Source organism: Rhodococcus sp. BH4 (genome assembly GCF_002079265.1).
Taxonomy (GTDB): domain Bacteria; phylum Actinomycetota; class Actinomycetes; order Mycobacteriales; family Mycobacteriaceae; genus Rhodococcus_F; species Rhodococcus_F qingshengii.
Window position 1 is genome coordinate 2,985,375 of sequence record NZ_CP014941.1, and the last position, 25,695, is coordinate 3,011,069.

General features: G+C 63.2%; 27 protein-coding genes. 19 read left to right on the forward strand and 8 right to left on the reverse strand.

Translation table 11 applies throughout. The features are described 5' to 3' along the window. Positions 1-20 precede the first annotated feature (20 nt). Both tesB and pdxT read left to right on the forward strand, forming a co-directional pair. Positions 21-890, forward strand: a complete 870-nt coding sequence (tesB, locus tag A0W34_RS13940) for an acyl-CoA thioesterase II (RefSeq protein WP_007732935.1) — start codon at positions 21-23, stop codon at positions 888-890. Beyond that, positions 890-1,495, forward strand: coding sequence for a pyridoxal 5'-phosphate synthase glutaminase subunit PdxT (pdxT, locus tag A0W34_RS13945; RefSeq protein WP_007732937.1), 606 nt, complete (start codon positions 890-892; stop codon positions 1,493-1,495). The genes tesB and pdxT overlap by 1 nt, the downstream gene beginning before the upstream one ends. 25 nt (positions 1,496-1,520) lie before the next feature. Here the strand turns inward: pdxT and A0W34_RS13950 are convergent, their stop codons facing one another. Both A0W34_RS13950 and A0W34_RS13955 read right to left on the reverse strand, forming a co-directional pair. After that, complete coding sequence (locus tag A0W34_RS13950; protein WP_058227942.1) at positions 1,521-2,198, reverse strand: response regulator; 678 nt, start codon at positions 2,196-2,198, stop codon at positions 1,521-1,523. Continuing rightward, positions 2,153-3,367, reverse strand: a complete 1,215-nt coding sequence (locus tag A0W34_RS13955) for a sensor histidine kinase (RefSeq protein WP_230359835.1) — start codon at positions 3,365-3,367, stop codon at positions 2,153-2,155. The genes A0W34_RS13950 and A0W34_RS13955 overlap by 46 nt, the downstream gene beginning before the upstream one ends. Before the next feature lie 111 nt (positions 3,368-3,478). On the opposite strand from A0W34_RS13955, the gene A0W34_RS13960 reads away from it, so the two are divergent. Both A0W34_RS13960 and A0W34_RS13965 read left to right on the forward strand, forming a co-directional pair. Then, the gene (locus A0W34_RS13960) at positions 3,479-3,679 is read left to right on the forward strand and encodes a hypothetical protein (protein ID WP_003943331.1); all 201 of its coding nucleotides are present in this window, start codon (positions 3,479-3,481) and stop codon (positions 3,677-3,679) included. 1 nt (position 3,680) lies between these two features. Next, positions 3,681-4,382: a GAP family protein gene (locus tag A0W34_RS13965; RefSeq protein ID WP_081557824.1), complete on the forward strand. Its 702-nt coding sequence runs from the start codon at positions 3,681-3,683 to the stop codon at positions 4,380-4,382. 13 nt (positions 4,383-4,395) lie between these two features. Here the strand turns inward: A0W34_RS13965 and A0W34_RS13970 are convergent, their stop codons facing one another. Together A0W34_RS13970 and A0W34_RS13975 are read right to left on the reverse strand one after the other, a co-directional pair. Continuing rightward, on the reverse strand, positions 4,396-5,316 hold the full coding sequence (locus A0W34_RS13970; RefSeq protein ID WP_054826060.1) for a hypothetical protein: 921 nt from the start codon (positions 5,314-5,316) through the stop codon (positions 4,396-4,398). Further along, positions 5,313-5,669 carry a GntR family transcriptional regulator gene (locus A0W34_RS13975; protein ID WP_047269313.1) on the reverse strand — a complete coding sequence of 119 codons (357 nt, stop codon included), beginning with the start codon at positions 5,667-5,669 and terminating at the stop codon, positions 5,313-5,315. Before A0W34_RS13975 ends, A0W34_RS13970 begins: the two co-directional genes overlap by 4 nt. 145 nt (positions 5,670-5,814) lie before the next feature. On the opposite strand from A0W34_RS13975, the gene A0W34_RS13980 reads away from it, so the two are divergent. From A0W34_RS13980 to A0W34_RS14025, 10 genes are all read left to right on the forward strand, one after another. Beyond that, positions 5,815-6,567, forward strand: coding sequence for a YebC/PmpR family DNA-binding transcriptional regulator (locus tag A0W34_RS13980; protein WP_007732951.1), 753 nt, complete (start codon positions 5,815-5,817; stop codon positions 6,565-6,567). A gap of 124 nt (positions 6,568-6,691) precedes the next feature. Next, entirely contained in the window at positions 6,692-7,261 is a 570-nt protein-coding gene (gene ruvC, locus A0W34_RS13985) for a crossover junction endodeoxyribonuclease RuvC (RefSeq protein WP_003943325.1), read from the forward strand. Further along, a complete protein-coding gene (gene ruvA / locus A0W34_RS13990; RefSeq protein ID WP_007732953.1) occupies positions 7,258-7,857 on the forward strand; it encodes a Holliday junction branch migration protein RuvA in 600 nt (199 codons plus the stop codon). The genes ruvC and ruvA overlap by 4 nt, the downstream gene beginning before the upstream one ends. After that, entirely contained in the window at positions 7,854-8,951 is a 1,098-nt protein-coding gene (gene ruvB / locus A0W34_RS13995) for a Holliday junction branch migration DNA helicase RuvB (protein ID WP_003943304.1), read from the forward strand. The genes ruvA and ruvB overlap by 4 nt, the downstream gene beginning before the upstream one ends. Before the next feature lie 138 nt (positions 8,952-9,089). Continuing rightward, complete coding sequence (gene yajC, locus A0W34_RS14000; protein ID WP_003943339.1) at positions 9,090-9,437, forward strand: preprotein translocase subunit YajC; 348 nt, start codon at positions 9,090-9,092, stop codon at positions 9,435-9,437. Between the two features lie 197 nt (positions 9,438-9,634). Then, on the forward strand, positions 9,635-11,356 hold the full coding sequence (gene secD, locus A0W34_RS14005) for a protein translocase subunit SecD (RefSeq protein WP_007732956.1): 1,722 nt from the start codon (positions 9,635-9,637) through the stop codon (positions 11,354-11,356). Next, on the forward strand, positions 11,353-12,576 hold the full coding sequence (gene secF / locus A0W34_RS14010) for a protein translocase subunit SecF (RefSeq protein WP_007732958.1): 1,224 nt from the start codon (positions 11,353-11,355) through the stop codon (positions 12,574-12,576). The genes secD and secF overlap by 4 nt, the downstream gene beginning before the upstream one ends. Positions 12,577-12,578: 2 nt before the next feature. Next, positions 12,579-14,309 carry an ABC transporter substrate-binding protein gene (locus A0W34_RS14015; RefSeq protein ID WP_081557825.1) on the forward strand — a complete coding sequence of 577 codons (1,731 nt, stop codon included), beginning with the start codon at positions 12,579-12,581 and terminating at the stop codon, positions 14,307-14,309. After that, a complete protein-coding gene (locus tag A0W34_RS14020; protein ID WP_007732962.1) occupies positions 14,306-14,884 on the forward strand; it encodes an adenine phosphoribosyltransferase in 579 nt (192 codons plus the stop codon). Before A0W34_RS14015 ends, A0W34_RS14020 begins: the two co-directional genes overlap by 4 nt. 98 nt (positions 14,885-14,982) lie before the next feature. Further along, positions 14,983-17,394 carry a RelA/SpoT family protein gene (locus tag A0W34_RS14025; RefSeq protein WP_003943344.1) on the forward strand — a complete coding sequence of 804 codons (2,412 nt, stop codon included), beginning with the start codon at positions 14,983-14,985 and terminating at the stop codon, positions 17,392-17,394. Between the two features lie 52 nt (positions 17,395-17,446). Here the strand turns inward: A0W34_RS14025 and A0W34_RS14030 are convergent, their stop codons facing one another. Together A0W34_RS14030 and A0W34_RS14035 are read right to left on the reverse strand one after the other, a co-directional pair. Continuing rightward, on the reverse strand, positions 17,447-18,259 hold the full coding sequence (locus A0W34_RS14030) for a peptidylprolyl isomerase (RefSeq protein ID WP_442971943.1): 813 nt from the start codon (positions 18,257-18,259) through the stop codon (positions 17,447-17,449). After that, entirely contained in the window at positions 18,259-19,140 is an 882-nt protein-coding gene (locus A0W34_RS14035) for a peptidylprolyl isomerase (RefSeq protein ID WP_003943303.1), read from the reverse strand. The genes A0W34_RS14030 and A0W34_RS14035 overlap by 1 nt, the downstream gene beginning before the upstream one ends. A gap of 195 nt (positions 19,141-19,335) precedes the next feature. On the opposite strand from A0W34_RS14035, the gene A0W34_RS14040 reads away from it, so the two are divergent. The 4 genes from A0W34_RS14040 to A0W34_RS14055 all read left to right on the forward strand — a co-directional run bounded on the left by A0W34_RS14040 (position 19,336) and on the right by A0W34_RS14055 (position 22,978). Continuing rightward, positions 19,336-20,016 carry an MBL fold metallo-hydrolase gene (locus A0W34_RS14040; protein ID WP_007732970.1) on the forward strand — a complete coding sequence of 227 codons (681 nt, stop codon included), beginning with the start codon at positions 19,336-19,338 and terminating at the stop codon, positions 20,014-20,016. 15 nt (positions 20,017-20,031) lie between these two features. Beyond that, the gene (gene hisS, locus A0W34_RS14045; protein ID WP_007732972.1) at positions 20,032-21,303 is read left to right on the forward strand and encodes a histidine--tRNA ligase; all 1,272 of its coding nucleotides are present in this window, start codon (positions 20,032-20,034) and stop codon (positions 21,301-21,303) included. Beyond that, the gene (locus A0W34_RS14050) at positions 21,293-21,922 is read left to right on the forward strand and encodes a hypothetical protein (protein WP_054781934.1); all 630 of its coding nucleotides are present in this window, start codon (positions 21,293-21,295) and stop codon (positions 21,920-21,922) included. Before hisS ends, A0W34_RS14050 begins: the two co-directional genes overlap by 11 nt. Positions 21,923-21,988: 66 nt before the next feature. Further along, the gene (locus A0W34_RS14055; RefSeq protein WP_042452093.1) at positions 21,989-22,978 is read left to right on the forward strand and encodes a malate dehydrogenase; all 990 of its coding nucleotides are present in this window, start codon (positions 21,989-21,991) and stop codon (positions 22,976-22,978) included. Positions 22,979-22,990: 12 nt separating this feature from the next. Here the strand turns inward: A0W34_RS14055 and A0W34_RS14060 are convergent, their stop codons facing one another. Together A0W34_RS14060 and A0W34_RS14065 are read right to left on the reverse strand one after the other, a co-directional pair. Further along, entirely contained in the window at positions 22,991-24,226 is a 1,236-nt protein-coding gene (locus A0W34_RS14060; RefSeq protein ID WP_231915017.1) for a hypothetical protein, read from the reverse strand. Next, positions 24,223-24,552 (reverse strand): type VII secretion target, encoded by a 330-nt coding sequence (locus A0W34_RS14065; RefSeq protein WP_081558807.1) that lies wholly within the window; start codon positions 24,550-24,552, stop codon positions 24,223-24,225. Before A0W34_RS14065 ends, A0W34_RS14060 begins: the two co-directional genes overlap by 4 nt. A 173-nt stretch (positions 24,553-24,725) precedes the next feature. Here A0W34_RS14065 and otsB point away from each other — a divergent pair, with 173 nt between their 5' ends. Continuing rightward, complete coding sequence (gene otsB, locus A0W34_RS14070; protein WP_228232714.1) at positions 24,726-25,514, forward strand: trehalose-phosphatase; 789 nt, start codon at positions 24,726-24,728, stop codon at positions 25,512-25,514. Positions 25,515-25,695: the final 181 nt, after the last annotated feature.

The window sequence follows — 25,695 nt, forward strand, 5'->3', positions numbered from 1 at the left end:
TCTATGTTTTCGGAGGACTCATGGTTGGTATCGAGGAGATCCTCGCGCTCGAACACCTGGAGAAGGACATCTTCCGTGGTGCGGTCCATCCCACCGCACTTCAACGGACGTTCGGCGGGCAGGTTGCCGGGCAGTCGTTGGTTTCTGCCGTGAGCACCGTTGACGAGAGCTACCACGTGCACTCGTTGCACGGATATTTCCTGCGCCCGGGCAATCCGAAGATTCCGACGGTCTACCTGGTGGACCGCATCCGCGACGGGCGCTCGTTCTGCACCCGCCGGGTGAATGCAGTTCAGGACGGCAAGACGATCTTCACGATGTCGGCCTCGTTCCACGTCGACGACGAAGGTATCGAGCACCAGGACCGGATGCCCTCCGTTCCGGCGCCGGAGGACTTGCCGGATGCGCAGACCGTTCCGAAGTTGGCTGAATCGCAGTTCTATCAGGAGTGGAAGAACTGGGACATCAGAATTGTGCCCGCTGAGCAGAGCGCGTCAGCGCCGGATCTCGCCGCGCAACAACGCGTGTGGATGCGCTACCGCGAGGCTCTGCCGGATCGTCCGCTGCTGCACATCTGCACCCTCGCGTACCTCAGTGACATGACCCTGCTCGGAACTTCCAAAGTCCCGCACCGCGGCGTGAAGACGCAGACTGCTTCGCTCGATCACGCGATGTGGTTCCTGCGTCCGTTCCGGGCCGACGAGTGGTTGCTCTACGACCAGACGTCGCCGTCGGCAGGTTTTGGTCGCGCGCTCACTCAGGGGCGTATCTACGATCGCGATGGCAACATGGTGGCAGCGGTGGTTCAGGAGGGTTTGACGCGTCTCGAACGCGAACCCGACAGCCATGAGAGCAAGAACAGCCGTGAGAACAAGACAGGAACTGTGTGATGACGCGTCCGTTGATCGGTGTACTCGCCCTCCAAGGTGATGTTCGCGAACACCTTGCCGCACTCGATGATTCGGGAGCGGATGCGGTGGGTATCCGGCGCCCGGAGGAACTCGACAAGGTCGACGGCATCGTGATCCCCGGTGGCGAATCCACCACGATGAGCCGGCTTCTGCAGGTATTCGAGCTGCTGGAACCGCTTCGTGAGCGACTCCGCGGCGGGCTGCCGGCTTACGGATCGTGTGCGGGCATGATTCTGCTCGCCAGCGAGGTACTAGACACCCGGCCGGACGCCGAGCATCTCGGCGCCATCGACATGACGGTGCGCCGCAACGCTTTCGGTCGGCAGGTCGATTCTTTCGAGTCCGACCTGGAGTTCGAGGGCATCATCGGTGATCCCATTCGCGCTGTCTTCATCCGCGCGCCGTGGGTGGAGCGAGTTGGGCCGGGCGTTGAGGTCCTTGCGCAGGTTCCCGCCGCCGCGGGGGAGGCCGCGGGCCGGATCGTCGCGGTTCGGCAGGGCTCGGTGATCGCCACTTCTTTCCATCCCGAGGTTACCGGGGACCGTCGAGTGCACGAGATGTTCGTCGATCTGGTTCGCGGATAACTGGAGTAGTCAGCCTCGGCCGAACCTACAGCTCCAGTTCGCGGGCAAGGATCGCCGCCTGGACGCGTGAGGTGAGGTGCAACTTCGACAGAACTCGCGACACGTGCGACTTCACCGTCGGAGCACCGACTCCGAGTTCACGCGACAGTTCGGCGTTGGACATACCCGTCCCCAACAGCGCGAGGACCTCGCGTTCACGGTCGGTGAGCTCGCTCAATCCCAGCGGTTCGGTGGGTTTGGGTGCGCGCTGCACGAACTCGCCGATCAGTGCACGCGCCGCACGAGGAGCGAGCACTGCATCTCCGGCTGCGACATTGCGGATAGCGCGGGTCAGTTCGTCCGCTGTCGCAGTCTTGAGCAGGAATCCCGACGCACCGGCGCGCAGGGCCGCGAAGACGTATTCGTCGAGGTCAAAGGTGGTCAACACCAGAACCCGGCTGCGGGTCGTCCCGATGATCTGACGCGTCGCCTCGATGCCGTCGGTGCCTGGCATCCGGACGTCCATGAGTACGACGTCGGGTTGATGCGTGCGGGTGACGGTGATCGCCGACGCTCCGTCACCGGCTTCTGCGACGACATCGATGTCGTCGTGCTGCCGCAGGATCATCGCGAGTCCCGACCGGATCGCGGCGTGGTCGTCGACCAGGGCGACGGTGATCACCGATCCGTTCCGTTCGGCGCGGGGACCGGTATCTGTGCGCATACCGTCCATTCTCCGTCGACCGGAAGTGCGTCGAGTGAACCGCCCAGCAGTTCGGCGCGGTGACGCATGTTTGCAAGTCCGTGCGTTCCCGCCCGAAAACTGGATGTGTCGCGACCGATGGGGTTTCGGATCTCGATCTGTAATGCATTGTGCTGGAGAGAGATCGACATCGAGATCGGTGCACCAGGCGCATGCTTGAGCGCATTGGTCAACGCCTCCTGGGTGATCCGGTACGCCGTGTGATCGACCACGCTCGGCAGGTCGGCAGTATCGATGTCGATCGCAACGTGCACGGCGGCGCCGGCTGCCCGAACTGCGTCCAGGACGACGGGCAACTCGGTCAGCCGCGGGGGAGAGGAACGCGGGTCCGGGGTCTCGTCGTCCCCGGCGTGGAGCAGTTCGATCATCGACCGCATCTCGGAAAGGCCCGCGAGACTGCTCGATCTGATCGCTCCGATCATCTCCCTCAATCCGTCGTCTGGTTGGCCCCGTTCACCGGAGAGAGCTGAGGTGGACAGTGCCGCCTCCGAATGGATTGCGATGGCGGAGAGGTGGCTTGCGATGACGTCGTGCAGATCGCGCGCCATGGTTGCTCGTTCGTGAGCGACTGCGGCCTCGCGGTCCAGAGTGGCGAGTGCTTCGTGGACTCTGGAACGCTCGCGTTCGGCCTCGGTCAGTTCGACTTGTCGACGGATGACCAGTGCCCACCACACCGGTGTACCGAAGAACAGAGCGGTCACCACGCCTGCCCCAGCCGCAGCGCGGACGTCCTGGGTGGACAGGTAGACGAGTGCGGTGAGCGCGGCAACCGTCACCGCGGTCAGAGAACACACCACTCGGCCCAGCCGCGCCGTCCCGTACAGAACTGCGGCGTAGGTGAGATCCGAGAGGACCAGCCACATCGGCAGAGTGGGTCCCAGGGCAGCGTCGACCGCGACGATGACGGCCCCCGCCGCCAAAGCTGTTGCCGGACGCACCCGCCGGAACGAGTCGATCGCACACAGCAGAGCCAGCATCCCGATCCGAACCCCGGCGGGAACGTCGGCGACACCTCCGACATCGGTCCACATTTGGTACAGGCCGACCAGGTAGAGGAGTACCCCGATCGCGAACAGGCCGAAGGCGATGAGCGGATCGTTCCACTTGCCGACACTCCGACTTCTGGTCACCACAGACTTATCAGAGCACATCGGGGCGCCTGACTTGTCATACCAAATGATGAGGTCGGCGTTGTTCCGATGGCTGATGTGCGGATTCGATAGAGAAGACAGGCTCGACGTATGAAAATTCGCTTCGAGTTGATGATCGGCATTCTCTTGGTCGTCGGTGGCGGCTGTCTGTGGCTGTTCGCGCGTGACGCCGAGTTCTTCTGGTTTCGCGGCGGACCACTCGGCGTGATCCTCGCGATCATCGGTGCCTTCGACATCGTGAATGCAGTCCGAACGAGGGAGACAGCGATACCCGAGCGCCGAAACGACTGACGTGGAACTCGTCCTGCTCACCACGCTGGGCGGGCTCGCCCTGCTGGACAGTACGAGCATCGGAACATTGGTCGTCCCGGTCTGGATGTTGTTGATGCCGGGACGACCGCAGGTTCGCAGGCTGCTGACATATCTGGTGGTCATCACGACGTTCTATTTTGTTGTCGGGGTGGTCGTCTGGACGACGGCACGGGTAGGCATGCCAGTCGTCGCCCCGCTACTCGACACCCCCGCCGCCCGCGTTGCGCAGTTGATTCTCGGTATCGCGTTGTTCGCGTGGAGCTTTCGATTCGATTCCGAGAAGAGACGCACATCCGGTCAGGCCGATCGAACCCATGTTTGGCGAGAGCGGGTGCTCGGCTCGGCCAGTTCCGCGAGAAGTGTTGTACTTCTGGCGATTGCTGCCGGAACCGCCGAATTGGTGACGATGTTGCCCTACTTGGCGGCGATCGCGATGATCACCGCTGCTGGGCTGCCCGCAGTCGCGTCTGCGTCGATACTTGCCGGATACTGCCTGATCATGGCCATGCCCGCAGTGCTTCTGTTGTGCGGGCGGGTCGTGGCCGGCAACCGCCTCGACAAGCCGCTGCGCCGAGTGGACTCGCTGATGTCTCGCTACGGCGACAGCGCAATGGGTTGGGTATTCGGCATTGCCGGTTTCTACCTCGCCGGCAATGCCGCTGCCGTGTTGTTCGTGAATTGACGTTGTTCGTGAATCAACCAGCCTGAACCAACGAATTGATCAGCTTCACACCGTCTTCCGGGTGATCGACGGTTACGGCGAACAGTCGTCCGCTCTCGAGAGTGACCACGATGGCCTCACCCGAGCGGAGAGTGACGGCTGTTCCGCGCGGTGTCATTCGGTAACCCCATCCGCCCCATTCGGCTGGACGTATCGCGTCGACTGATGCGGACTTCACCTTCGAGATGGGGATCTTCTTCCATCGAACGCCCCAGGAACTGATGCCGACACCGTGACGGTCGACGCGCACGGTGATCGACGCGAATGCTGTGACGGCGAGTGTGGACACACCCAGGATCACGGCAACCCACCAATCCGAGTACGCGGCAGTCGCGATCACGAGAACTACGAGGCCGGCGGTAACGATCCACGGCCAGACGCTGCGGACCTGCCCGACCCACACTGCACGTTCGGAGGCCGTCAGCGGAGTGTCGAGCGTCGGGGTCGGCAGTGCCGACTCCGGGCCGCTTCGTTGCTGGTCAGGCAGCGCGTATGCCAGAACTCCTACGAGTACCGCCGCGATCGGCGCAAGAATCCACCAGCCGATACGCGCGTCTTCCGGCGACCCGGCGTCGATCGTCAGGGCGACGCTCAGAATCCAGATCGTCGCCAGTGTCGCACTCGAGATCGAGGTGACGGCCAGAAACAGGGGCGCGTTGTCGCTCGAACGGGCCGCGACGACACAGGCGCAAACGACAGCCACCAGTGAAATCACCAGCGCGATGGCGAAAAACGTCGTCGTGGTGCTGAACCCGTCCGGGGTCGATCCGGACCAATGGCTCGCGACGGTTTCGGGCAGGCGTTCATCCCACGCGAAGCGCGCGAGAACCAGGATCAGGGTCGGGATCAACGTCAGTGAAGCTGCTGTCCAGAGTCGGATCTTGCTGGTCGTCATTGTGTGCTGGTCTCCTTGATGAGGTCGAGCATGTGCGCGGTGTCGAGTCCGAGATTTCGGGCCTGCCGCACGAACTCGCGCGCAGATTCGTTGAGAGCTGTTCTTCCCGAGTCGAACTCGGCGCGAATAACGGCGCCACGTCCGCGTCGGAGGTCGATCAGGCCTTCGTCGCGGAGTGTTGCGTACGCCCGAAGAACCGTGTGGAGATTGACGTCGATCGAGTCGGCGAGAGCGCGAGCGGACGGCAGACGGTCACCGGGACCGATCTCACCGCGGATGACCGAGCCACGAACCCCGGCCGCAATCTGCTCCGCGAGTGGAGTTGTGGAGGCGTGATCTATTCGCACCAACATGTTTGCATTCTATGCAAACAATGCGTGGTTTGACTAATTCGTGTCGGGGGATGCAGCGAGTTGTGACGTGGGACGGGTAACATCGGCAGAGCTGAAAGACGCGCATTCGGCGTGCGCAACGCAGCAGGAAAGGGGCTTGAATCGCATGAGCGGCCACTCAAAATGGGCCACCACCAAGCACAAGAAGGCTGTGATCGACGCACGTCGTGGCAAATCCTTCGCGAAGCTGATCAAGAACATCGAGGTGGCGGCACGAACCGGCGGTGGCGATCCCACGGGCAACCCCACCTTGTACGACGCCATCCAGAAGGCGAAGAAGACGTCTGTTCCCAATGACAACATCGAGCGTGCGCGCAAGCGCGGCGCCGGTGAAGAAGCGGGCGGCGCAGACTGGCAGACCATCATGTACGAGGGCTACGGACCCAACGGCGTCGCCGTTCTGATCGAGTGCCTCACCGACAACCGCAACCGCGCAGCCGGTGAAGTTCGCACCGCGATGACCCGTAACGGTGGCAACCTCGCTGACCCGGGTTCCGTCTCCTACCTGTTTGCTCGCAAGGGTGTCGTCACGCTCGAGAAGAACGGCCAGTCGGAGGACGACGTCCTGATGGCTGTGCTCGACGCCGGTGCCGAGGAAGTCACCGATCTCGGTGAAACCTTCGAAATCGTCAGTGAGCCACAGGATCTGGTTGCCGTACGGTCGGCACTTCAGGAAGCCGGCATCGACTACGACTCCGCTGAAGCCGATTTCCGCGCTTCCGTCGAGGTTCCCTTGGATGTCGACGGCGCACGCAAGATCTTCAAGCTCGTCGACGCGCTCGAAGATTCTGACGACGTGCAGAACGTCTACACCAACATCGATCTTTCCGACGAGGTTCTCGCGGCTCTCGAAGACTGATTGTTTTTCAACTCAACCCGGTCCTGACGTCCGCGTCCGGGCCGGGTTGCGTGTTGATGCGGGGTAGTAGTCCCGCGCACCGCTAAGCTATCGAACAGCTGTTCGGTATGGAGAGGTGTGACAAGTGCGCGTGCTCGGAGTGGACCCAGGCTTGACTCGCTGCGGGTTGGGAGTGGTCGACGGGAGCAACGGCAGGAAAGTGCGCCCCATTGCGGTCGACGTGGTGCGGACTCCGGCCGAGATGGACCTCGGTTCTCGGCTTCTGCGGATCTCCGATGCGGCTGAACTGTGGATCGAGCAGTACAAGCCGGAGGTGGTCGCGATCGAGCGCGTGTTCGCGCAGCACAACGTCAGTACCGCGATGGGGACGGCGCAAGCAGGCGGAGTTGTCGCGCTCGCTGCCGCCAGACGCGGCATTCCGGTGTGTTTCCACACGCCCAGCGAGGTGAAGGCCGCCGTCACCGGCAGCGGTAACGCCGACAAGGCGCAGGTCACTGCGATGGTGACGCGAATTCTGAATTTGAAGACGGCGCCGAAACCTGCTGACGCTGCCGACGCTCTGGCGCTGGCGATCTGTCACTGCTGGCGAGCACCGATGATCGAGCGGATGGCCCGCGCCGAGGCGATGGCCGCTGAACAAATGCGTAAGTATCAGGCAAAATTGGCCGAGACGAAGAAGGCAGGTTCACGATGATCGCGTCGGTACGCGGCGAGGTACTCGATATTGCGCTCGATCACGCGGTCATCGAAGCGTCAGGTGTCGGCTATCGGGTCAATGCCACCCCGGTGACTCTCGGTGCGCTGCACCGGGGAAGCGAAGCGCGACTGTTCACGACGATGATCGTTCGCGAAGACTCGATGACGTTGTACGGCTTTTCCGATACCGAGTCGAAGGATCTGTTCAGCCTTTTGCAAACGGTCTCGGGTGTCGGGCCGCGCCTGGCGATGGCAACTCTTGCAGTTCTCGAACCGGACGCGCTGCGGCGGGCGCTCTCGGAAGGCAACCTGACGGCGTTGACGAGGGTGCCCGGTATCGGAAAACGCGGCGCCGAGCGCATGGTTGTCGAACTGCGCGACAAGGTCGACGCCGTCGCGACGACGGCCGGCGCGGCGTCCGGTGTCGTCGTCGGCAGCTCGATCCGTGATCAGATCGTCGAGGCTCTCGAAGGTCTGGGCTTCCCGATCAAGCAGGCAGAGCAGGCCACGGATTCGGTTCTGGCGGAATCGCCCGAGGCCACCACGTCGGTCGCACTGCGTTCCGCTCTGTCGCTGCTCGGTAAGACTCGATGAACTTCGACCCGATCGACGATTTCGACGACGAGTCGCAGGTCTCTGCCGAATTGGTGGCGGGAGACGGTGATGTCGAAGCGAGTCTGCGCCCCAAGAGTCTCGACGACTTCATCGGTCAACCTCGTGTTCGCGAACAACTGCAGCTCGTGCTCACCGGAGCAAAACTTCGCGGCAGCACGCCTGATCACATCCTGATGTCCGGTCCCCCCGGGCTCGGCAAGACGTCGATGGCGATGATCATCGCGGGGGAGTTGGGCTCTTCTCTGCGGTTGACGTCCGGACCGGCGCTCGAACGCGCCGGAGACCTGGCTGCGATGCTGAGCAACCTCGTCGAGGGCGATGTGTTGTTCATCGACGAGATTCACCGAATCGCTCGTCCGGCCGAGGAGATGTTGTACCTGGCCATGGAAGACTTCCGTGTCGACGTCGTCGTCGGTAAGGGGCCGGGCGCCACGTCGATTCCTCTGGAGGTTGCACCGTTCACGCTGGTCGGTGCGACTACGCGGTCGGGTGCGCTGACCGGTCCGTTGCGCGACCGCTTCGGGTTCACCGCTCACATGGATTTCTACGAACCCGAAGAGCTGCAACAGATTCTGATGCGTTCGGCCGGAATTCTGGGCGTCGATCTCGAAGTCGATGCCGGTGCCGAAATCGCACGACGCTCGCGGGGGACACCGCGTATCGCGAACCGATTGCTGCGCCGGGTTCGCGACTTCGCCGAGGTGCGCGCCGACGGAATCGTCACCATGGACGTCGCTCAGGCGGCCTTGGCCGTCTACGACGTGGACCAGTTGGGCTTGGACCGTCTCGACCGTTCGGTACTGAGTGCTTTGGTGCGTTCGTTCGGCGGCGGGCCCGTCGGCGTGTCGACGCTTGCGGTGGCCGTCGGCGAGGAACCGTCGACGGTGGAAGAAGTGTGCGAGCCGTTCCTGGTCCGGGCCGGAATGATCGCCCGGACGCCGCGAGGACGTGTGGCTACCGCCGCTGCTTGGACTCAACTCGGAATGACACCGCCGCCGGATGCCGCAGCGGGCGGTATCGAGGTTCGTGTCAACGAACCGCAGGCCACGTTGTTCGATCCGAACGGCGAGTGAATTTCGACTGGAAAGGCCTACTTGAACGGCCGATCTGTCAGGAATCCTCAGCAACTAATGGCACACTGGTGTATTGCGTAGGTCCATCCGGGACCATCGCGGCGTAAAACGTGCAACACAACCGAGGTTGATCAACACATGTCGAGTTTGCTTTTCCCCCTCTTGATCCTCGCACTGCTGGTGCCCATGTTCCTGGGCATGCGCAAGCAGAAGAAGGCCTTGGCCGCGACTTCCGAGATGCAGGACTCGCTGCAGGTCGGCGATCGGGTGCAGACCACGGCCGGGCTCTACGCCACGATCGCTTCCCTGGACGACGACACCGTGGACCTCGAGATCGCGGACGGTGTCATCACCACCTGGTCGCGTCTGGTCATCCGTGAGCGCGTCGTCGAGACGACCGAGACCGACGAGTACGACGACGACTCGATTTCCGAGATCGAAGAGTCTGCTGCCGACACCGAAATCCGGCTCACCAAGGAGTCCTGACTTCGTCGAACTGGTACGTGTTCTAGAGTTGTGAACTCGGACACACGTCCAGATCGGTTTGTCCGCTCTTACACCAGCAGCTCAGTTCGCCCCGTTGATCAATCGTTGCAGTTCGAACGCCGCAGCTCGGGTGGTCGTCGACCACCCGAGCCGTGCACTTACTGAAGCTCTGCACCTACCGAGGAGACTTAAAGATCGTGGCACCTTCCACCGGAACGGTGCATCCGGTCCGCTACCTGGCCCTTTTCGGGGTCCTGGTAGTGGCACTGTATGCCCTGGTGTTCTTCACTGGAGACAAGTCGGCCACGCCGAAGCTCGGCATCGACCTGCAGGGTGGAACGCGCGTCACGTTGACCGCTCGTACCCCGGACGGCAGCGCTCCCAGTCAGGACAGTCTCAAGCAGGCTCAGGAAATCATCGAGACCCGCGTCAACGGTCTCGGCGTTTCCGGTTCCGAGGTCGTTGTCGACGGTGACAACCTCGTCATCACCGTTCCCGGCGACGACAGTGCGCAGGCTCGCTCGCTCGGCCAGACCGCTCGTCTGTACATCCGCCCGGTGACGGGTTCGATCGACGTCGCCACCCGTGACGCGAATCGGACAGCTACGCCTGAGGCGCCGGCGGCCGAAACTCCGGCCACTGATGCACCGGCCCCCGAAGCACCCGCTGACGGGACGCAGACGCCGCAGAACCGTCCGTTCCTGGCTCAGGACCCGACTACTCCCGAGGCAACGCCCGCGCCGCAGACAACGACTCCGGCCCCCACCGGGGACGCGCCGAGCGACGGCACCGACGAAGGCGACGCAGCAGCAGCGGAAATCGCCGCAGCGCGCGCCCTCCGGCAGAGCAGCGATCCGACAGTGCAGCAGCAAGCAGTGGCGAACCTCGACTGCTCCGTCGCGGATCCGCTCCGTGGAAACGACGACCCGACCCTGCCGCTGGTCGCGTGCTCGCAAGACGGACTGAACATCTATCTCCTCGGTCCTTCGATCATCGACGGCCAGGAGATTGCCGACGCGTCTTCGGTCTTCAACTCGCAGCAGTCGCGCCACGAGATCAGCCTCTCGTTCAAGACGACCGGCAGCAACACCTGGGCCGAGTTCACTTCAGCCAACATCGGCAAGCAGGCAGCGTTCACGCTCGACTCGAAGGTCGTCAGCGCTCCCACGATTCAAGGTGCAACGCCTGCGGGTAGCGCCACCTCGATCACGGGCAGCTTCACTGCCGAGAGTGCCAAAGAACTTGCCAACACACTGAAGTACGGTTCGCTTCCGCTCTCGTTCGCAGCCTCTGAGGCCGAGACGGTCTCGGCCACGCTCGGCCTGGCCTCACTGCAGGCGGCATTGATCGCCGGCGCGGTCGGTCTCGTTCTCGTTCTGCTGTACTGCCTCGTCTACTACCGCATGCTCGGCGTCCTGACGGCGTTGTCGCTGATTCTCTCCGGAGTCATGGTCTACGCGATCATGGTTCTGCTCGGCAGATACATCGGCTTCACGCTCGACTTGGCCGGCATGGCTGGTCTGATCATCGGTATCGGTATGACCGCCGACTCGTTCGTCGTGTTCTTCGAACGCATCAAGGACGAAATGCGTGAGGGCCGTAGCTTCCGCTCGGCGGTGCCACGCGGTTGGGCAAGAGCACGCCGAACAATTCTTTCCGGCAACGCGGTGAGCTTCATCGCCGCTGCAGTTCTGTACGTGCTGGCGGTCGGACAGGTGCGAGGCTTCGCCTTCACCTTGGGTCTGACGACCATTCTCGACGTGATTGTCGTGTTCCTCGTGACGTGGCCACTGGTCAGCATGGCGTCCCGTTCGGCGTTCTGGTCCAAGCCCAGCGTCAACGGTCTCGGCGCAGTGCAAGAGGTTGCCCGCGAACGTAAGGTTGCCGCCGCTGCGTCGGCTAAGGAGACACGAGCATGAGCGAGTCCAACAACTCCCCGGTGGGGTCCACCAACAGTTCCGCCGCCGAGTCCGCCGATGCGGCGGCCCGGTCGGAGATCACTGACTCAGGCGTCGATCAGGGCGCGATGCCCAAGCACAGCTGGCTCTCGCGGTTGTACACCGGAACGGGTGCGTTCGAGGTCGTCGGCAAGCGTCGCTTCTACTACGGACTGACCGGCGCTCTGGTCGCCATTGCGCTGCTGAGCATCATCCTGCGCGGCTTCACCTTCGGTATCGATTTCGAAGGCGGATCACGCATTCAGTTCCCGGCCGAGGGCGGAGTCGAGACGTCGGCGGTGGAAACCGTCTACTCCGACACACTCGGGTTCGAACCGGTCAGCGTGCAGACAGTCGGCTCGGGTGCCAGCGCAACCGTGCAGATCCGGTCGGAGACGTTGAACGCGACGCAGATCAACGATCTTCAGTCGGCTCTCTTCGACGAGTTCCAGCCCAAGGACAAGAACGGGAACCCGTCGGCGCAAGCCATCAGTTTTGCGGACGTGAGTGAAACCTGGGGCGGCCAGATCACCAAGAAGGCGCTGATCGCGCTGATTGTGTTCCTGGTGATCGTGAGTATCTACATCGCCATCCGCTTCGAGCGGGACATGGCGGTAGCTGCGATCGTTGCGTTGTTCTTCGACATCATCGTCACTGCCGGCGTCTACTCGCTCGTCGGTTTCGAGGTGACGCCCGCGACGGTGATCGGTTTGCTTACCATTCTCGGCTTCTCGCTGTACGACACCGTGGTGGTGTTCGACAAGGTCGAAGAGAACACCCGCGGTGTTCTGCATCTGACGCGCCGGACGTACGGCGAGCAGGCCAACCTCGCGGTGAATCAGACCTTGATGCGATCGATCAACACGACCGTCATCAGTGTGCTCCCGGTGATCGCTCTGATGGTCGTCGCGGTCTGGATGCTCGGCGTCGGCACACTCAAGGACCTTGCGCTCGTTCAGCTCGTCGGCATCATCGTGGGTGCGTACTCCTCGATCTTCTTCGCGACGCCGCTCCTGGTGTCGATGAAGGAACGCTGGGGACCCGTTGCCGCGCACACTCGTAAGGTGCTCTCGCGCCGGGCTACGCTGGCCGAGAAGGGTACGCAGACGGTTGCCGTCGGCGCACCAGTTGCACGCCGTGCTCCGGTTGCTCCGCAGCCGGGTGCGCGGCCGACCGGAAAGCGAAACAAGAAGGGGCACTGAACATGCTCCCAAGAACACGCACACTGGTTCGATCGATGACGTTCGTTGCGGCCACCGCTGTGGCTGCGGGTTCGTTGGCGGCCTGCTCGGAAAGCGCCGAGCAGGTTCCGTCCATCGGATATGCCATCGACAACTCCATCTCCACGTACAACGCCAACACGACAGCTGGATCGGTGTCCGGGGCGATGGCCGCGTTCGGCCGGGTGCTTCCCGGCTTCACGTTCACCGGCCCGGCCGGAGCACCTGTCTCCGACACCGACATCGGAACGGCGTCGGAGTTGCCCGGTGACGTGCTCACAGTCTCGTACAAGCTCAATCCGGCGTCCGTGTACTCCGACGGGATTCCGATGTCCTGTGACGATCTCGTCCTCACCTGGGCGGCGTCGAGTGGCAAGTTCACCGAAGACGTCGATGGTGCCGTGAAGCCCATGTTCGACACGGCGAACAATCTCGGATACGCGGACATCGACCGGATCGACTGCCAGAGCGGGGCGAAGGACGCGACGGTGTTCTTCAAACCCGGGCGATCGTTCACCGATTGGCGGTCGTTGTTCGGTGCGACTGCGTTGATGCCTTCACACGTCGTGACGCAGCGCACGGGTGTCAGCGACGTGGTGAGCGCGGTGAATGCCGGTGACACCGAAGCGTTGTCGAAGATCGCGGACTTCTGGAACACCGGGTGGAACCTGACTCCAGGTCAGGTGGACACCTCCGTACTGCCCTCCGCTGGTCCGTATCGAATCGACTCGTACAGTACCGACGACGGCCTGGTGCTGGTCGCGAACGAGCGGTGGTGGGGCAACAAGCCGGCGACCGATCGCATCGTCGTCTGGCCACGTGGTGTGAATCTGACCGAGGATCTCGACAAGTCTTCGATCGAGGTAGTCGACGTCGCTTCCGGCTCGGCTGGCGAACTCGGTACTCCGTCCGGGTTCGACGTCCAACAGATTCCGTCGCGGTCGATCGAGCAGTTCGTTCTCGCGACCTCTGGTTCGCTGGGCGACGAAGCCGCCCGTCGAGCGTTCGCGCATTGTGTTCCGCGTACGACTCTGTTCGAGAAGTTCGGGCAGACGGAGAATGCGCCGCAGGCGGGTTTGGGTTCCGGCGTGGTCGATTCGCGACTGATGGCGCCGGATTCACTCGTTTACAGCGACGCCGCTGCGGTCGACGGTGATCGGTACGCCAATGCCGACATCGAGGCTGCGAAGACGTCGTTGTCGGAAGCCGACCTCGACCAGTTGACCGTCCGGGTCGGGTACCTCGCACCGGACCCGGTGCGGGCGCAGATCGTCTCCGAAGCGAAAGCCGCGTGTGCTCCGGCGGGAATCACGGTCGAGGACGCGAGTACCGACAGCTTCGATCCCGCGAGTCTGCAGAGTGGGGGAGTCGACGCCGTGTTCTCCGGCATGGCAGGCAAAGTCGGCGCAGGCGGAACAGCGAGCATGATCGACGCGCGCGGAGCGCTGCGATCGGGCAACGGCGCAAACCTCGGTACGTACGGAAATGCCAGGATCGATCAGATCATCGATCAGTTGAACGTGGATGCGAGCACGAGTGCGCAATTGGGACTCTCGGTGGAGGCGGAGAACATCCTGTGGACCCAGGTGCCTACGATTCCACTGTTCAATCAACTACGAACTGTCGCTGTAGCTCCAGGCATGTCGGCAGTGTTGGTCAATCCGACTCGGGCCGCTACCGGCTGGAACATGGACAGATGGGTACTACGCAGATGAGCGTCTCGAATGGTGTTGCCTTGCACACGACTGAAGAATTGATCGCAATCCACCGGGCTGCCGGTGACGCCGTTGTTCGGCTGACCCGCTGGGCGGACAACTTTCCCGGTCCCGGTGTTCGGTTCGCCGATCTGACTCCGGTGTTCGCCGACGCCGAGGGGTTCGGGGCCGTGCTCGATGCCCTTGTCGCCTGTGCTCCGGACGCCGACACGATCGCCGCCGTCGATGCTCGTGGATTCCTGCTCGGTGCCGGTGCTGCCGCGAAGATGGGTGCGGGAGTCGTTGCCGTGCGGAAGGTCGGCAAACTGCCGCCGCCGGTGCTCTCTCGTTCGTACAGCCTCGAGTACGGATCCTCGACTCTCGAGATTCCCGCAAACGGCTTCGATCTCACGGGGCGGAATGTTCTGGTGATCGACGACGTTCTGGCTACCGGAGGGACACTCGAGGCGGCTGTACAGTTGGTCGAGTTGGGTGGAGCGAACGTCGTCGGCGTCGCAGTGGTGCTCGAGATCGAGGAACTGCGCGGTCGAGATCGCTTCTTGAAGTACCCACTGACATCACTGGTGAAGGTCTGAGTATTAAAGTTGTCTCCTGGGGGTCGAGTTAGACCTCCAGGGCAATTACCCGATGCAGGGCGGTTGCCTCAACCAACTCGGTGGTAGGAGGTGGCGACATGACGTCGAATCTTGATCGATCACAGAACTCGGGTGCAGTGTCGCAGGAGACGGGTGCAGTTCCGGCTCCGGAGACGACACCATCGAAGTCCGCGGTGCCCGACGATTCGGGATCTGCGCAAACTACCGGCAATCGGGGTGGGCAGAATCTGGCCGTGCCCGCTTCCGCCTCCCGTAGGGTGCGCGCTCGACTTGCTCGACGCATCACCGGTCAGCGCAACGCCACCATCCGCCCGGTGCTCGAGCCGTTGGTCAGCCTCCACCGTGAGCTGTATCCGAAGGCCGACCTCGCGCTGCTCCAGCGTGCGTACGACGTCGCCGAGGACAGACATTCGAGCCAGCGGCGCAAGTCCGGCGATCCGTACATCACGCATCCGTTGGCCGTCGCGAGCATTCTGGCCGAGCTGGGAATGGACACCACCACCCTCGTCGCAGCCCTTCTGCACGACACCGTCGAGGACACCGGTTACTCACTCGAAGAGTTGACCAAGGATTTCGGTGACGAGGTCGCTCACCTTGTCGACGGAGTCACCAAACTCGACAAGGTCGTTCTGGGCACCGCCGCCGAGGGCGAAACCATCCGCAAGATGATCATCGCGATGGCGCGGGACCCGCGCGTGCTCGTGATCAAGGTTGCGGATCGTCTGCACAACATGCGCACGATGCGATTCCTGCCGCCCGAAAAGCAGGCACGTAAGGCGCGTGAGACTCTCGAAGTCATTGCACCACTTGCGCATCGGCTCGGAATGGCGACCGTCAAGTGGGAACTCGAGGACCTTTCGTTCGCGATCCTGCACCCGAAGAAGTACGACGAGATCGTTCGACTGGTCGCCGATCGCGCGCCCTCTCGAGACACTTATCTGGCCAAGGTTCGCGCCGAGATCAACTCGACCCTGTCCGCCTCGCGGATCAACGCCATCGTCGAGGGCCGGCCCAAGCATTACTGGTCGATCTATCAGAAGATGATCGTCAAGGGCCGCGATTTCGACGACATCCACGATCTGGTCGGCGTCCGCATCCTGTGTGAAGAAGTGCGTGACTGTTACGCCGCGGTCGGCGTTGTCCACTCACTGTGGCAGCCGATGGCCGGACGCTTCAAGGACTACATCGCACAGCCGCGCTACGGCGTCTACCAGTCGCTGCACACCACCGTCGTGGGACCGGAAGGCAAGCCCCTGGAGGTCCAGATCCGGACCCAGGACATGCACCGGACCGCGGAGTTCGGTATCGCCGCGCACTGGCGGTACAAGGAGACCAAGGGCAAGCACGCGGGCGACATCGCCGAGGTCGACGACATGGCGTGGATGCGTCAGCTACTCGACTGGCAACGTGAAGCGGCCGATCCGGGGGAGTTCCTCGAATCGTTGCGTTACGACCTCGCGGTCAAGGAGATCTTCGTCTTCACGCCGAAGGGTGACGTGATCACGTTGCCTGCCGGATCGACTCCCGTCGATTTCGCGTATGCGGTGCACACCGAGGTCGGGCACCGATGCATCGGTGCCAGGGTCAACGGTCGGTTGGTCGCGCTGGAACGAACTCTCGAAAACGGCGAAGTGGTGGAGGTCTTCACGTCGAAGGCTGCCACCGCCGGGCCGAGCCGAGATTGGCAGACGTTTGTCGTCTCGCCGCGTGCCAAGGCGAAGATCCGGCAGTGGTTCGCGAAGGAACGCCGCGAAGAGGCGCTCGAGTCCGGCAAGGATCAGATCGCGAAGGAAGTCCGCCGTGTGGGACTTCCGTTGCAGCGGTTGATGAATGCCGAATCGATGAGCACGATCGCGCACGAACTTCGCTATCCCGACGTCTCGGCGTTGTACACGGCCGTAGGCGAGAGTCAGGTGTCGGCGCACCACGTCGTGCAGCGACTGGTTGCTCATCTGGGCGGCGTCGGCGCCGTCGAGGAGGAACTGGCCGAGCGTTCGACGCCGTCGACCATGCCGGTGCGCACCCGCAGTACGGGTGACTCCGGAATTCTGGTTCCCGGAGCACCGGGCACGGTGGCAAAACTCGCGAAGTGTTGCACGCCGGTACCGGGCGATTCGATTCTGGGCTTCGTCACGCGTGGCGGCGCGGTCAGCGTGCACCGTACCGACTGCACCAACGCGAACTCGCTCCACGATCAGTCGGAGCGAATCATCGACGTCGAATGGGCACCGTCAGCGACATCGGTGTTCCTGGTCGCGATCCAGATCGAGGCACTCGATCGTCATCGGTTGCTTTCCGACGTCACCAAGGCGTTGGCAGACGAGAAGGTGAACATCCTGTCGGCCTCGGTCACCACCTCAGGTGACCGAGTGGCGATCAGCAAGTTCACCTTCGAGATGGGTGACCCGAAGCACTTGGGTCATGTTCTCAACGTGGTTCGTAACGTGGAAGGCGTCTACGACGTCTACCGCGTGACCTCTGCCTCGTAAACTGCTGTGCGCCTTTATTAACCGCGGGCGGTTAATAAAGGCGCACAGGGGGTCAGGCGACTACTGCAGTCTCGATGGTGATCGGGGTGTTGGGTGCACCGCCGCCGGTTGCTCCCATGCCACCGTCGTCGCCGTCGGCCGCGATCTTCTCGATCGTCGCCAGGCCGGCGTCGTCGATCTTTCCGAAGACCGTGTAGTTGGGCGGCAAGACCGAATCCTCGTAGACGAGGAAGAACTGACTGCCGTTGCTGCCCGGTTTACCCGAGTTGGCCATTGCCAGCGTGCCGCGGGTGTAGACGGCAGGCAAGGAGAGTGCCGGATCGTTAGCCGGGTAGGCAGTGGTCGGGTACTCGTTGTCGAAGCCATAGCCTGGTCCGCCCGTGCCCTTGCCCGAGGGATCGCCGCACTGCAGGATCTGTAGACCGGGTGTGGTGACGAGTCGATGGCACGGGGTGTCGTCGAAGTACTTCTGCTCGGTCAAGCTCACGATGCTGTTGACCGTGCAGGGGGCTTCCGCCCGGTTCAGTTCCATCCCGATCGGGCCGGCCGTAGTCGTGAGCGCGACGTTGACGGTTCCCTCGGTGGACACACCCGTGGAGTTCGGCGGATTGACGGTTTTTGCTGCACCCGCCGCGCTCGGGTACGAGCAGTCGACGGTCGCCGAGGCCGGAGTCGGGACAGGCGGGAGTGCGTCGAACTGTGACATGTCGAGCGGCGGCATGGCAGCCGTTGTCGTCTTCGCCTTGGAGGTGCTGGACGGCGAGTCCGAGCTACCGGAATCACTGGAACAACCAGCCAGAAGCAGCGCCGCGGCGCTGGCGGCGGCAATAACTACAGGAAAGCGCATCACAGGATTACGTCGCATCAGTCGAGCCTTACTGTCTTGATGTCGGTGGTCAGATTCGGCTTGCCGTCACCCTCTGGCGTCGATCCGCCGGCCGCGACCTTGTCCAAAGTGGCGAGCCCGGTTTCGTCGATCGTGCCGAAAACCGTGTACTGCGGGGGGAGTTGTGAGTCGCCGTAGACGAGGAAGAACTGGCTGCCGTTGCTACCGGGTGCCCCGGTGTTGGCCATCGCAACCGTGCCGCGCGCGTAGGTGACGGGCTCCTGCGCTGCCGGGTCGGTGGTGGAATACGCCGTGGTGGGGAATTCGTTGTCGAAGCCGTAGCCCGGTCCGCCGGTGCCGGTGCCCGACGGGTCACCGCACTGCAGCACCTGGAGCGAGGGGCTCGTCGTCATGCGGTGGCAGGTGGTGTCGTTGAAGTAGTCCTGCTGCGCCAAGCTCACGAAGCTGTTGACGGTGCACGGAGACTTCGTTCCGTCGAGTGTGAGCCCGATGTTTCCCTGCGAGGTCTCGACGCTGATGCTCGGCGTCGCGTCCGGCGCGGTGGTGGGAATCCCGTCGGTACGAGGAGGGTTGTTGGCCTTGGACGCGGTAGCGCCGTCGGCTGGATACGAGCAGGAAACCGTGTCGGCCAGTGGCGTCGACAGACCGGCCGGCATTGCACCCGCGGTTTGTGGCGTGAGGCTCGAGTCGTCGGCAGCAGTGTTGGTGGTGTTCGCGTCGTCGTCACTGCGATTGCTCAGCCAGATGAGTCCACCGACGACGCCGACTACGACGACCACGCCGAGCGCAGTTCCGGCTATCGTCATCTGCTTGCGCTTGCGGGCACGTTCTGCGCGACGTTCGAGCTGACGCTCGAGCTTGCGTTTCGCCGCCTCGCGGCGTTGCTCGTTACTCGGCACTGCTGTAGTCCTCCGTATCGCGGGTGGATCGTGGTCGGCCGGCCGAGCGACACCCTGGGGGTCGGCTTCGGCAAGCGGCTCTACTCGTCGTCAGAGTCTCCCATTGCAACCTGAGAACTTACTGGCGGGGCAGCAGCTTAGGCTGTAACCGACAGCGTGTTGTTTGTTTCCACCCTTCGAAGAGGAGTTGCCCCCGTGCTCGTCACTGGTTTTCCGGCCGGGATGTTCCAAACCAACTGCTACATACTCGCTCAGGACGACGCGTGCGAGTGCGTAGTCGTAGATCCGGGTCAGGATGCAGCTGAGCCGCTCTTCGAATATCTGGACTCCAAGGACATGTCGGTCACGGCGGTCCTCCTGACGCACGGTCATCTCGATCACGTGTGGTCGGCCCGCGAGGTCTGTGAGCGGTATTCCGTACCCGCGTACATCCATCCCGAGGATCGCTACATGCTCAGCGATCCGGCACGGGGGATCGGCCCGACGATGAAGGAATTCATTCAAGGCATGACGTTCGTGGAGCCGGACGAGGTGATCGAACTGGCCGACGGAGACAAGATCACCGAGGCCGGAATGACGTTCGTCGTGGACCACACACCCGGGCACACGCAGGGATCGGTGGTGTTCCGCACCCAGGCGAACACCGAGAGCGGGCCCGTGGATTTGGCGTTCACCGGTGACACCCTGTTCCAGGGTTCCATCGGGCGCAGCGACCTGCCCGGCGGAAATCACGAGCAGTTGCTCGCTTCGATCGCCCGCAAGCTATTGGTACTCGGTGACGAGACAGTGGTCCTGCCCGGGCACGGCGGCAACAGTTCGATCGGCGCCGAGCGAAGCTCGAATCCGTTTCTCGTTGGACTCAGCGCACAAGAATAAGGAAAAGTACCTCTCGTGAGTAAAGCCAGCACCTTCTCTGCACCCAAGGGCATTCCGGACTACGTTCCGCCGCAGTCAGCCGAATTCGTCGCCGTTCGTGACGGTTTGACGCGCGCCGCGAGATTGGCCGGATACGGCCACATCGAATTGCCGATCTTCGAGGACACCGGCCTGTTCGCTCGCGGTGTCGGTGAGTCGACCGACGTCGTCAGCAAAGAGATGTACACATTCGCCGACCGCGGTGACCGTTCGGTGACGTTGCGTCCCGAGGGAACCGCCGGAGTCATGCGTGCGGTCATCGAGCACAGCCTCGATCGTGGACAGTTGCCGGTCAAGGTCAGCTACGCGGGCCCGTTCTTCCGCTACGAGCGCCCGCAGGCCGGTCGCTACCGCCAGTTGCAGCAGGTCGGCGTCGAAGCCATCGGGATCGACGACCCCGCGCTCGACGCTGAGGTCATCGCGATCGCCGACGCCGGATTCCGGTCGTTGGGGCTCGACGGCTTCCGCCTCGAAATCACCTCTCTCGGTGACGACACCTGCCGGCCGCAGTATCGCGAACTGCTGCAGGAGTTTCTCTTTGCACTCCCACTCGACGAAGACACGCGTCGACGCGCCGAGATCAACCCGCTCCGCGTGCTCGACGACAAGCGCCCAGATGTACGCGAGATGACGGCCGGCGCACCGCTCATGCTCGATCACCTGTCCGAGAGCTGCAAGGCGCACTTCGACGAGGTGCTAGCGCACCTGGACGCATTGGGCGTTCCGTACGTCGTCAACCCGCGCATGGTCCGCGGCCTCGACTACTACACCAAGACAACCTTCGAATTCGTGCACGACGGACTGGGTGCGCAGTCCGGAATCGGTGGTGGTGGTCGTTACGACGGTCTGATGGAACAGCTGGGTGGACAGCCGCTCTCGGGCATCGGGTTCGGAATCGGCGTCGACCGCACGGTTCTCGCGCTCGAGGCCGAGGGCAAGTCCGTTGCGCCACCGGCGCGTGTCGACGTCTTCTGTGTACCGATGGGTGCCGAGGCGAAGGCTGCACTGGTGAAGATCGCACATCAGTTGCGTGCCAATGGGATTCGCGTCGACCTGGCGTACGGAAACCGTGGCGTGAAGGGCTCGATGAAGGCAGCTGATCGTTCGGGTGCCGCGATCGCTTTGGTTCTCGGCGAGCGTGAACTCGAAGAGGGCGTTGTCGTTGTCAAACAGTTGGCAACAGGTGAGCAGGAGACAGTGGCGCTCGACCAGGTTGTCGACAAGCTCGGGGAACTCGTTGAGCACTGAGGCCGAACCGGTTTCGCTCGATCTGGTTCCCGTGGCGTTGATCGCGCCGCGGCTGAAGAAGTTCGCCGTTGTTGTCGTGGTGTTCGGCGTGGTCGTCGGGTTGATCGTCAGTGTGTTCTCGACGGCGACCGTTGGAGTGATCGTCGGCGCCGTCATCGCGGTGCCGACGTCACTGGCGATCCTGATGACGCTGCGCCGGCACATCACGTTGTACGGCAACAGAGTTCGTGCGCAAGCTGGTTTTCGAACCAACGTCGTCGACGTGGCCGAGATACTCACGGCGGCATTGACGGTGAGATCCGGCCGGATCAGCGAAGTCAGCTTGACGCTCGGCGACGGACGGTCCACCGTGCGGATCCCGCTCGCGCTGTATACCGCGGGGGGTGGGCGCGAGTTGGAGATCCTTGCACTCCGCAAGCTCGCGGACGCGCTGGCGGCCAGCGAGTTGGTACCGGCTGCCGCGTTGTCCTCGGTGCTGATCGAACAGTTGCGTGCCGAAGCCCGCGGCGCCGGACTCGCCGAGCGTCCGCTCTACCGCGCCGTCGAACTCGTGACGGCGGAGGGACGAGTGCCGAGAACCACACTGACAGACCACGAAGTGGCCGGTTTACTCGACTAGCGTGGAAACCGTTCTTACAGCGTTGTAGAACGGACAGTCGTGAAAACGGCAGGTGAGGAGTCGGCAATGAGTATTGCGCCCGTAACCGTCACGGTAACCGGAGCGTCGGGTCAGATCGCATACGGAATGCTTTTCCGCATAGCTGCGGGGGAGATGCTCGGCGCTGACGTCCCGATCAAACTTCGACTGCTCGAGATTCCTGCCGCCGTGTCCGCTGCCGAAGGCGTTGCGATGGAACTCGAAGACGGCGCATTTCCGTTGCTGAGCTCCATCGACATCACCGACGATCCCGATGTCGCCTTCTCCGGCGCGAACGTCGGGATGCTGGTCGGCGCACGTCCGCGGAGCAAGGGGATGGAGCGTGCCGACTTGCTGAGTGCGAACGGCGCGATTTTCACAGCGCACGGGAAGGCGATCAACAACAACGCAGCCTCGGACGTCAAGGTGCTGGTCGTGGGAAATCCGGCCAACACCAACGCGCTGATCGCGATGAACAATGCACCGGATGTACCCGATACTCGGTTCAGTGCACTGACGCGTCTCGACCACAACCGAGCGATCGCGCAGGTGGTGAAGAAGACCGGGGTTCGTGCGTCGTCGGTGCGCAAGGTGTCCGTCTGGGGAAACCATTCGGCGACGCAGTACCCGGACCTGTCCCACGCGACTGTCGCAGGTGAGCCTGCACTCGCGGTGATCGACGACCGCGACTGGGTGGAGAACGATTTCATCCCGACTGTGCAGGTGCGAGGCACCGCCATCATCGCTGCGCGTGGATCGTCCTCTGCGGCGAGTGCGGCCAGCGCGTCGATCGACCACGTCCGCGACTGGGTGATCGGTACCGCCGAGGACGACTGGGTATCCATGGCCGTCTGTTCGGACGGTTCCTACGGAGTGCCCGAAGGATTGATCTCTTCCTTCCCGGTGACCTGTGCCGATGGCGAGTTCGCTATCGTTCCCGACCTCGCGATCGACGACTTCTCACGCGAACGGATCGACCTGTCCGTCAGCGAACTGGAGCAGGAGCGTGCGGCGGTGCGGGAGTTGGGCTTCGTCTGAGGTTTGTCTTGATCAGAGATCTCGGAACAGGTACTGATCGGGATCGTCAGCCCCGAGCACGGGCGGCGACACCATCGGCAGATCGTCGACCATCGAATTCTCGTCGCCGGCAGTGACGAGATACCTCGGGGTAGTGCGTGGCGACTCGTCGTCCCGAGATCCGCGGGGTCCACCGCCCAGCATGCCGCCCGGCGACATGCCGCTACTGCCGACTGTCGACGATGGTGCACCCAGGCCGGGCGTTGCTACCGGAACCGGTTGAACTGCAGCAACTCCCGCTGCACCCCTCACCATTCCGCCGGTAGTGCCACCGCTTCCGCTCACCCATGCTCCGCCAGAGCTTGCCGTCGCACTGGGTGACGGCGACGCGCCGGCTGCGAGTGACGTCGACGGATTGCCTGCGCCCCACAGCTTGTCGACGCCGGTCGGAAGCCCGGCGCCGGCCTGTGCAGCCGAGGTTCGAACAGCCTCGGTGCCTGGCTGAGTGGAGTCCGGGTGGGTGGAGTACGGCGCATCACCGGCATCGGTTGAGGCAGAAAGAGGTTGGGCGATCTGACGGGCGGCGTTGTTGATTGCCTCCGCACTGACCAGGTTGGAGAGTGCCTCACTGGTCGGTGGGGTCGGCACGGGGATCGGTCCGGCAAGGGCGTTCATGGCTGCGGTGTGCCCGAGCATCTCCCCACGCGTCCGAGTCACCGCCGCGACGGCTGCCTGCATGTGTTCAGCTGCCGAGGCAAGCAACATCGCCTGTCCTGGTGGTGTCCACGCGATGGGCGCGGCAGCTGCAACCGTTGTGGCGAAGGACTGCGCGATTGCCGCGAGATTCGCGTTGCCTCGCTGCACCGATTCCGCGGCGGCGGCAGCAGTTTTCGATATCGCGGTTCCGCGTTCGCTCAATTCTGCGCCGCTGTTCTGGGCGGATCGCGACAGTTCGGTCGCGGCGTCACTGCCGGTGCTGTTCCAGGTCTGGCCCACGTCGGCGACCGCGCTTCGGGACAGTCCCATGGCGTGGTCGATGAGAGTGGACGCCTGATCGAAGATGCCGACGGGATCGATGCCCGCAAAAGTGCCTGTGCCGAGACTCTTCCCGAGTTCGATCAAGGGCGCGAACAGATCTTCGATTCCGGGGAGTGCCGGTACCGGTATGCCGGCGAGCATCGATTCGACCACATTGTTCGGCAGTACCGGGGCAGGAGCGCCACCGTGAAGGAATTCGATGACGGTCGTCGAGTCGTCTTCGGTGCTCACGCGGTCGCGCCCGTCGATCCGGCCGCAGCGGTCAGATCTGTTGCGATTGCATGATCTGTGGTGTCGTAGGCCTGCGCGGCTGCACCGGCCGTCGCGGCGTTGCCGGCGTAGAACCTGGCGAGTGCTGCAACATCTTTGGTGTGTGTGGCCTGAGCGCGCGCGAATGCTTCGAGAAATTCGATCCCGACGGGGCCCACGGCCGGTGCGACTGCTGCGATGTTTGCACCCAGATCGACGGCGGCGGCCTGCGCGATGGGTCCTGCCGCTTCGGTCGACGTCGAGCCGTACTTTCGGATGCCGTCAGTGGCGACCGTCAATTCGCTCATCATTACCCCCCAGTTGGTAAGCGTCGTGAGAACTTTAGCGGACCACTGTGGGCCCTTACAGGGAGACGACGCGACCTACTCAGTGGTTCCGGACAACCTGGACGAAGTGGCAGAGATTACATTCGGCTCCGGTGTTGGTATTGCGAGTGCGATCGATTTGGCACACTCGAACCATGCGAACCGCTTCGGACGTCATCCTCCGACTCACGTCCGATCCAGCTCGCTGTGGACTGGTGATGGATTTCGACGGCGTGCTTGCACCCATCGTCGACGATCCGTCGGCGAGTGCGCTACTGCCCGGCGCCGAAGACGTGCTTGCGACCCTGGCCGAGCATCTCGGTGTTGTCGGCTTGCTCTCGGGACGGCCTGTGTCGTTCTTGCGAGAGCGGCTCAGCTTGAATTCCGTTGTGCTCATGGGTTCCTACGGCGTCGAGACCTGGACGGACGACGGAATCCACGTGCTTCCGGCCGTCGCGGCGTTCAGTGATGCTGTCGCCGAAGCAGAAGCCGAATTGCGACGCTTGTTCGACTCTCCGGCAGTTCCTGGCATCCATGTCGAGAGCAAAGGCCTTGCGGTGGCCGTGCATTGGCGTCGGGCCGCGGATCGTGCGGTCGCGCAGCGCCTGGTGGAAGCAGCGACGACAGAAATCGCGAGCCGAACCGGGTTGCGGCGTGAGCCCGGCAAGTTGGTCGAGGAATTGCGCCCACCAGTTGAGGAGGACAAGGGGACAGGCCTCCTTCGCGCGATCGCGGCCGCAGGGGTCGACGTCGTCGCGTACGCGGGCGACGACCGGGGTGACCTACCGGCCTTTGCCGCTGTCCTTGCCTCGGGTGGAGAAGCGTTGGTGGTCAAGGGCGACGACATCGCACCGGAAGTGGCTGCTGTCGACGGCGTCCAGTTCGACGGCCCGCAGGCATTCCTCGATTGGATGAAAGAGCTTGCCGCGCAACTGGAACGCTGACGCGTAAGGTCAGTCCGCCAGGAACTCGACCAGGTCTTATTTCGAGGTGCCGCGTCCGCGGGGCAGAGTGACGCGAACCCGCGCGTGCCCTGTTCCTTGGCGTGATCGACAAGCGCTGCGGGTTCTGTCAACGCGAAACTGGCCGCACCGGAAGGGCTCCGGTGCGGCCAGTTTTGGTCTT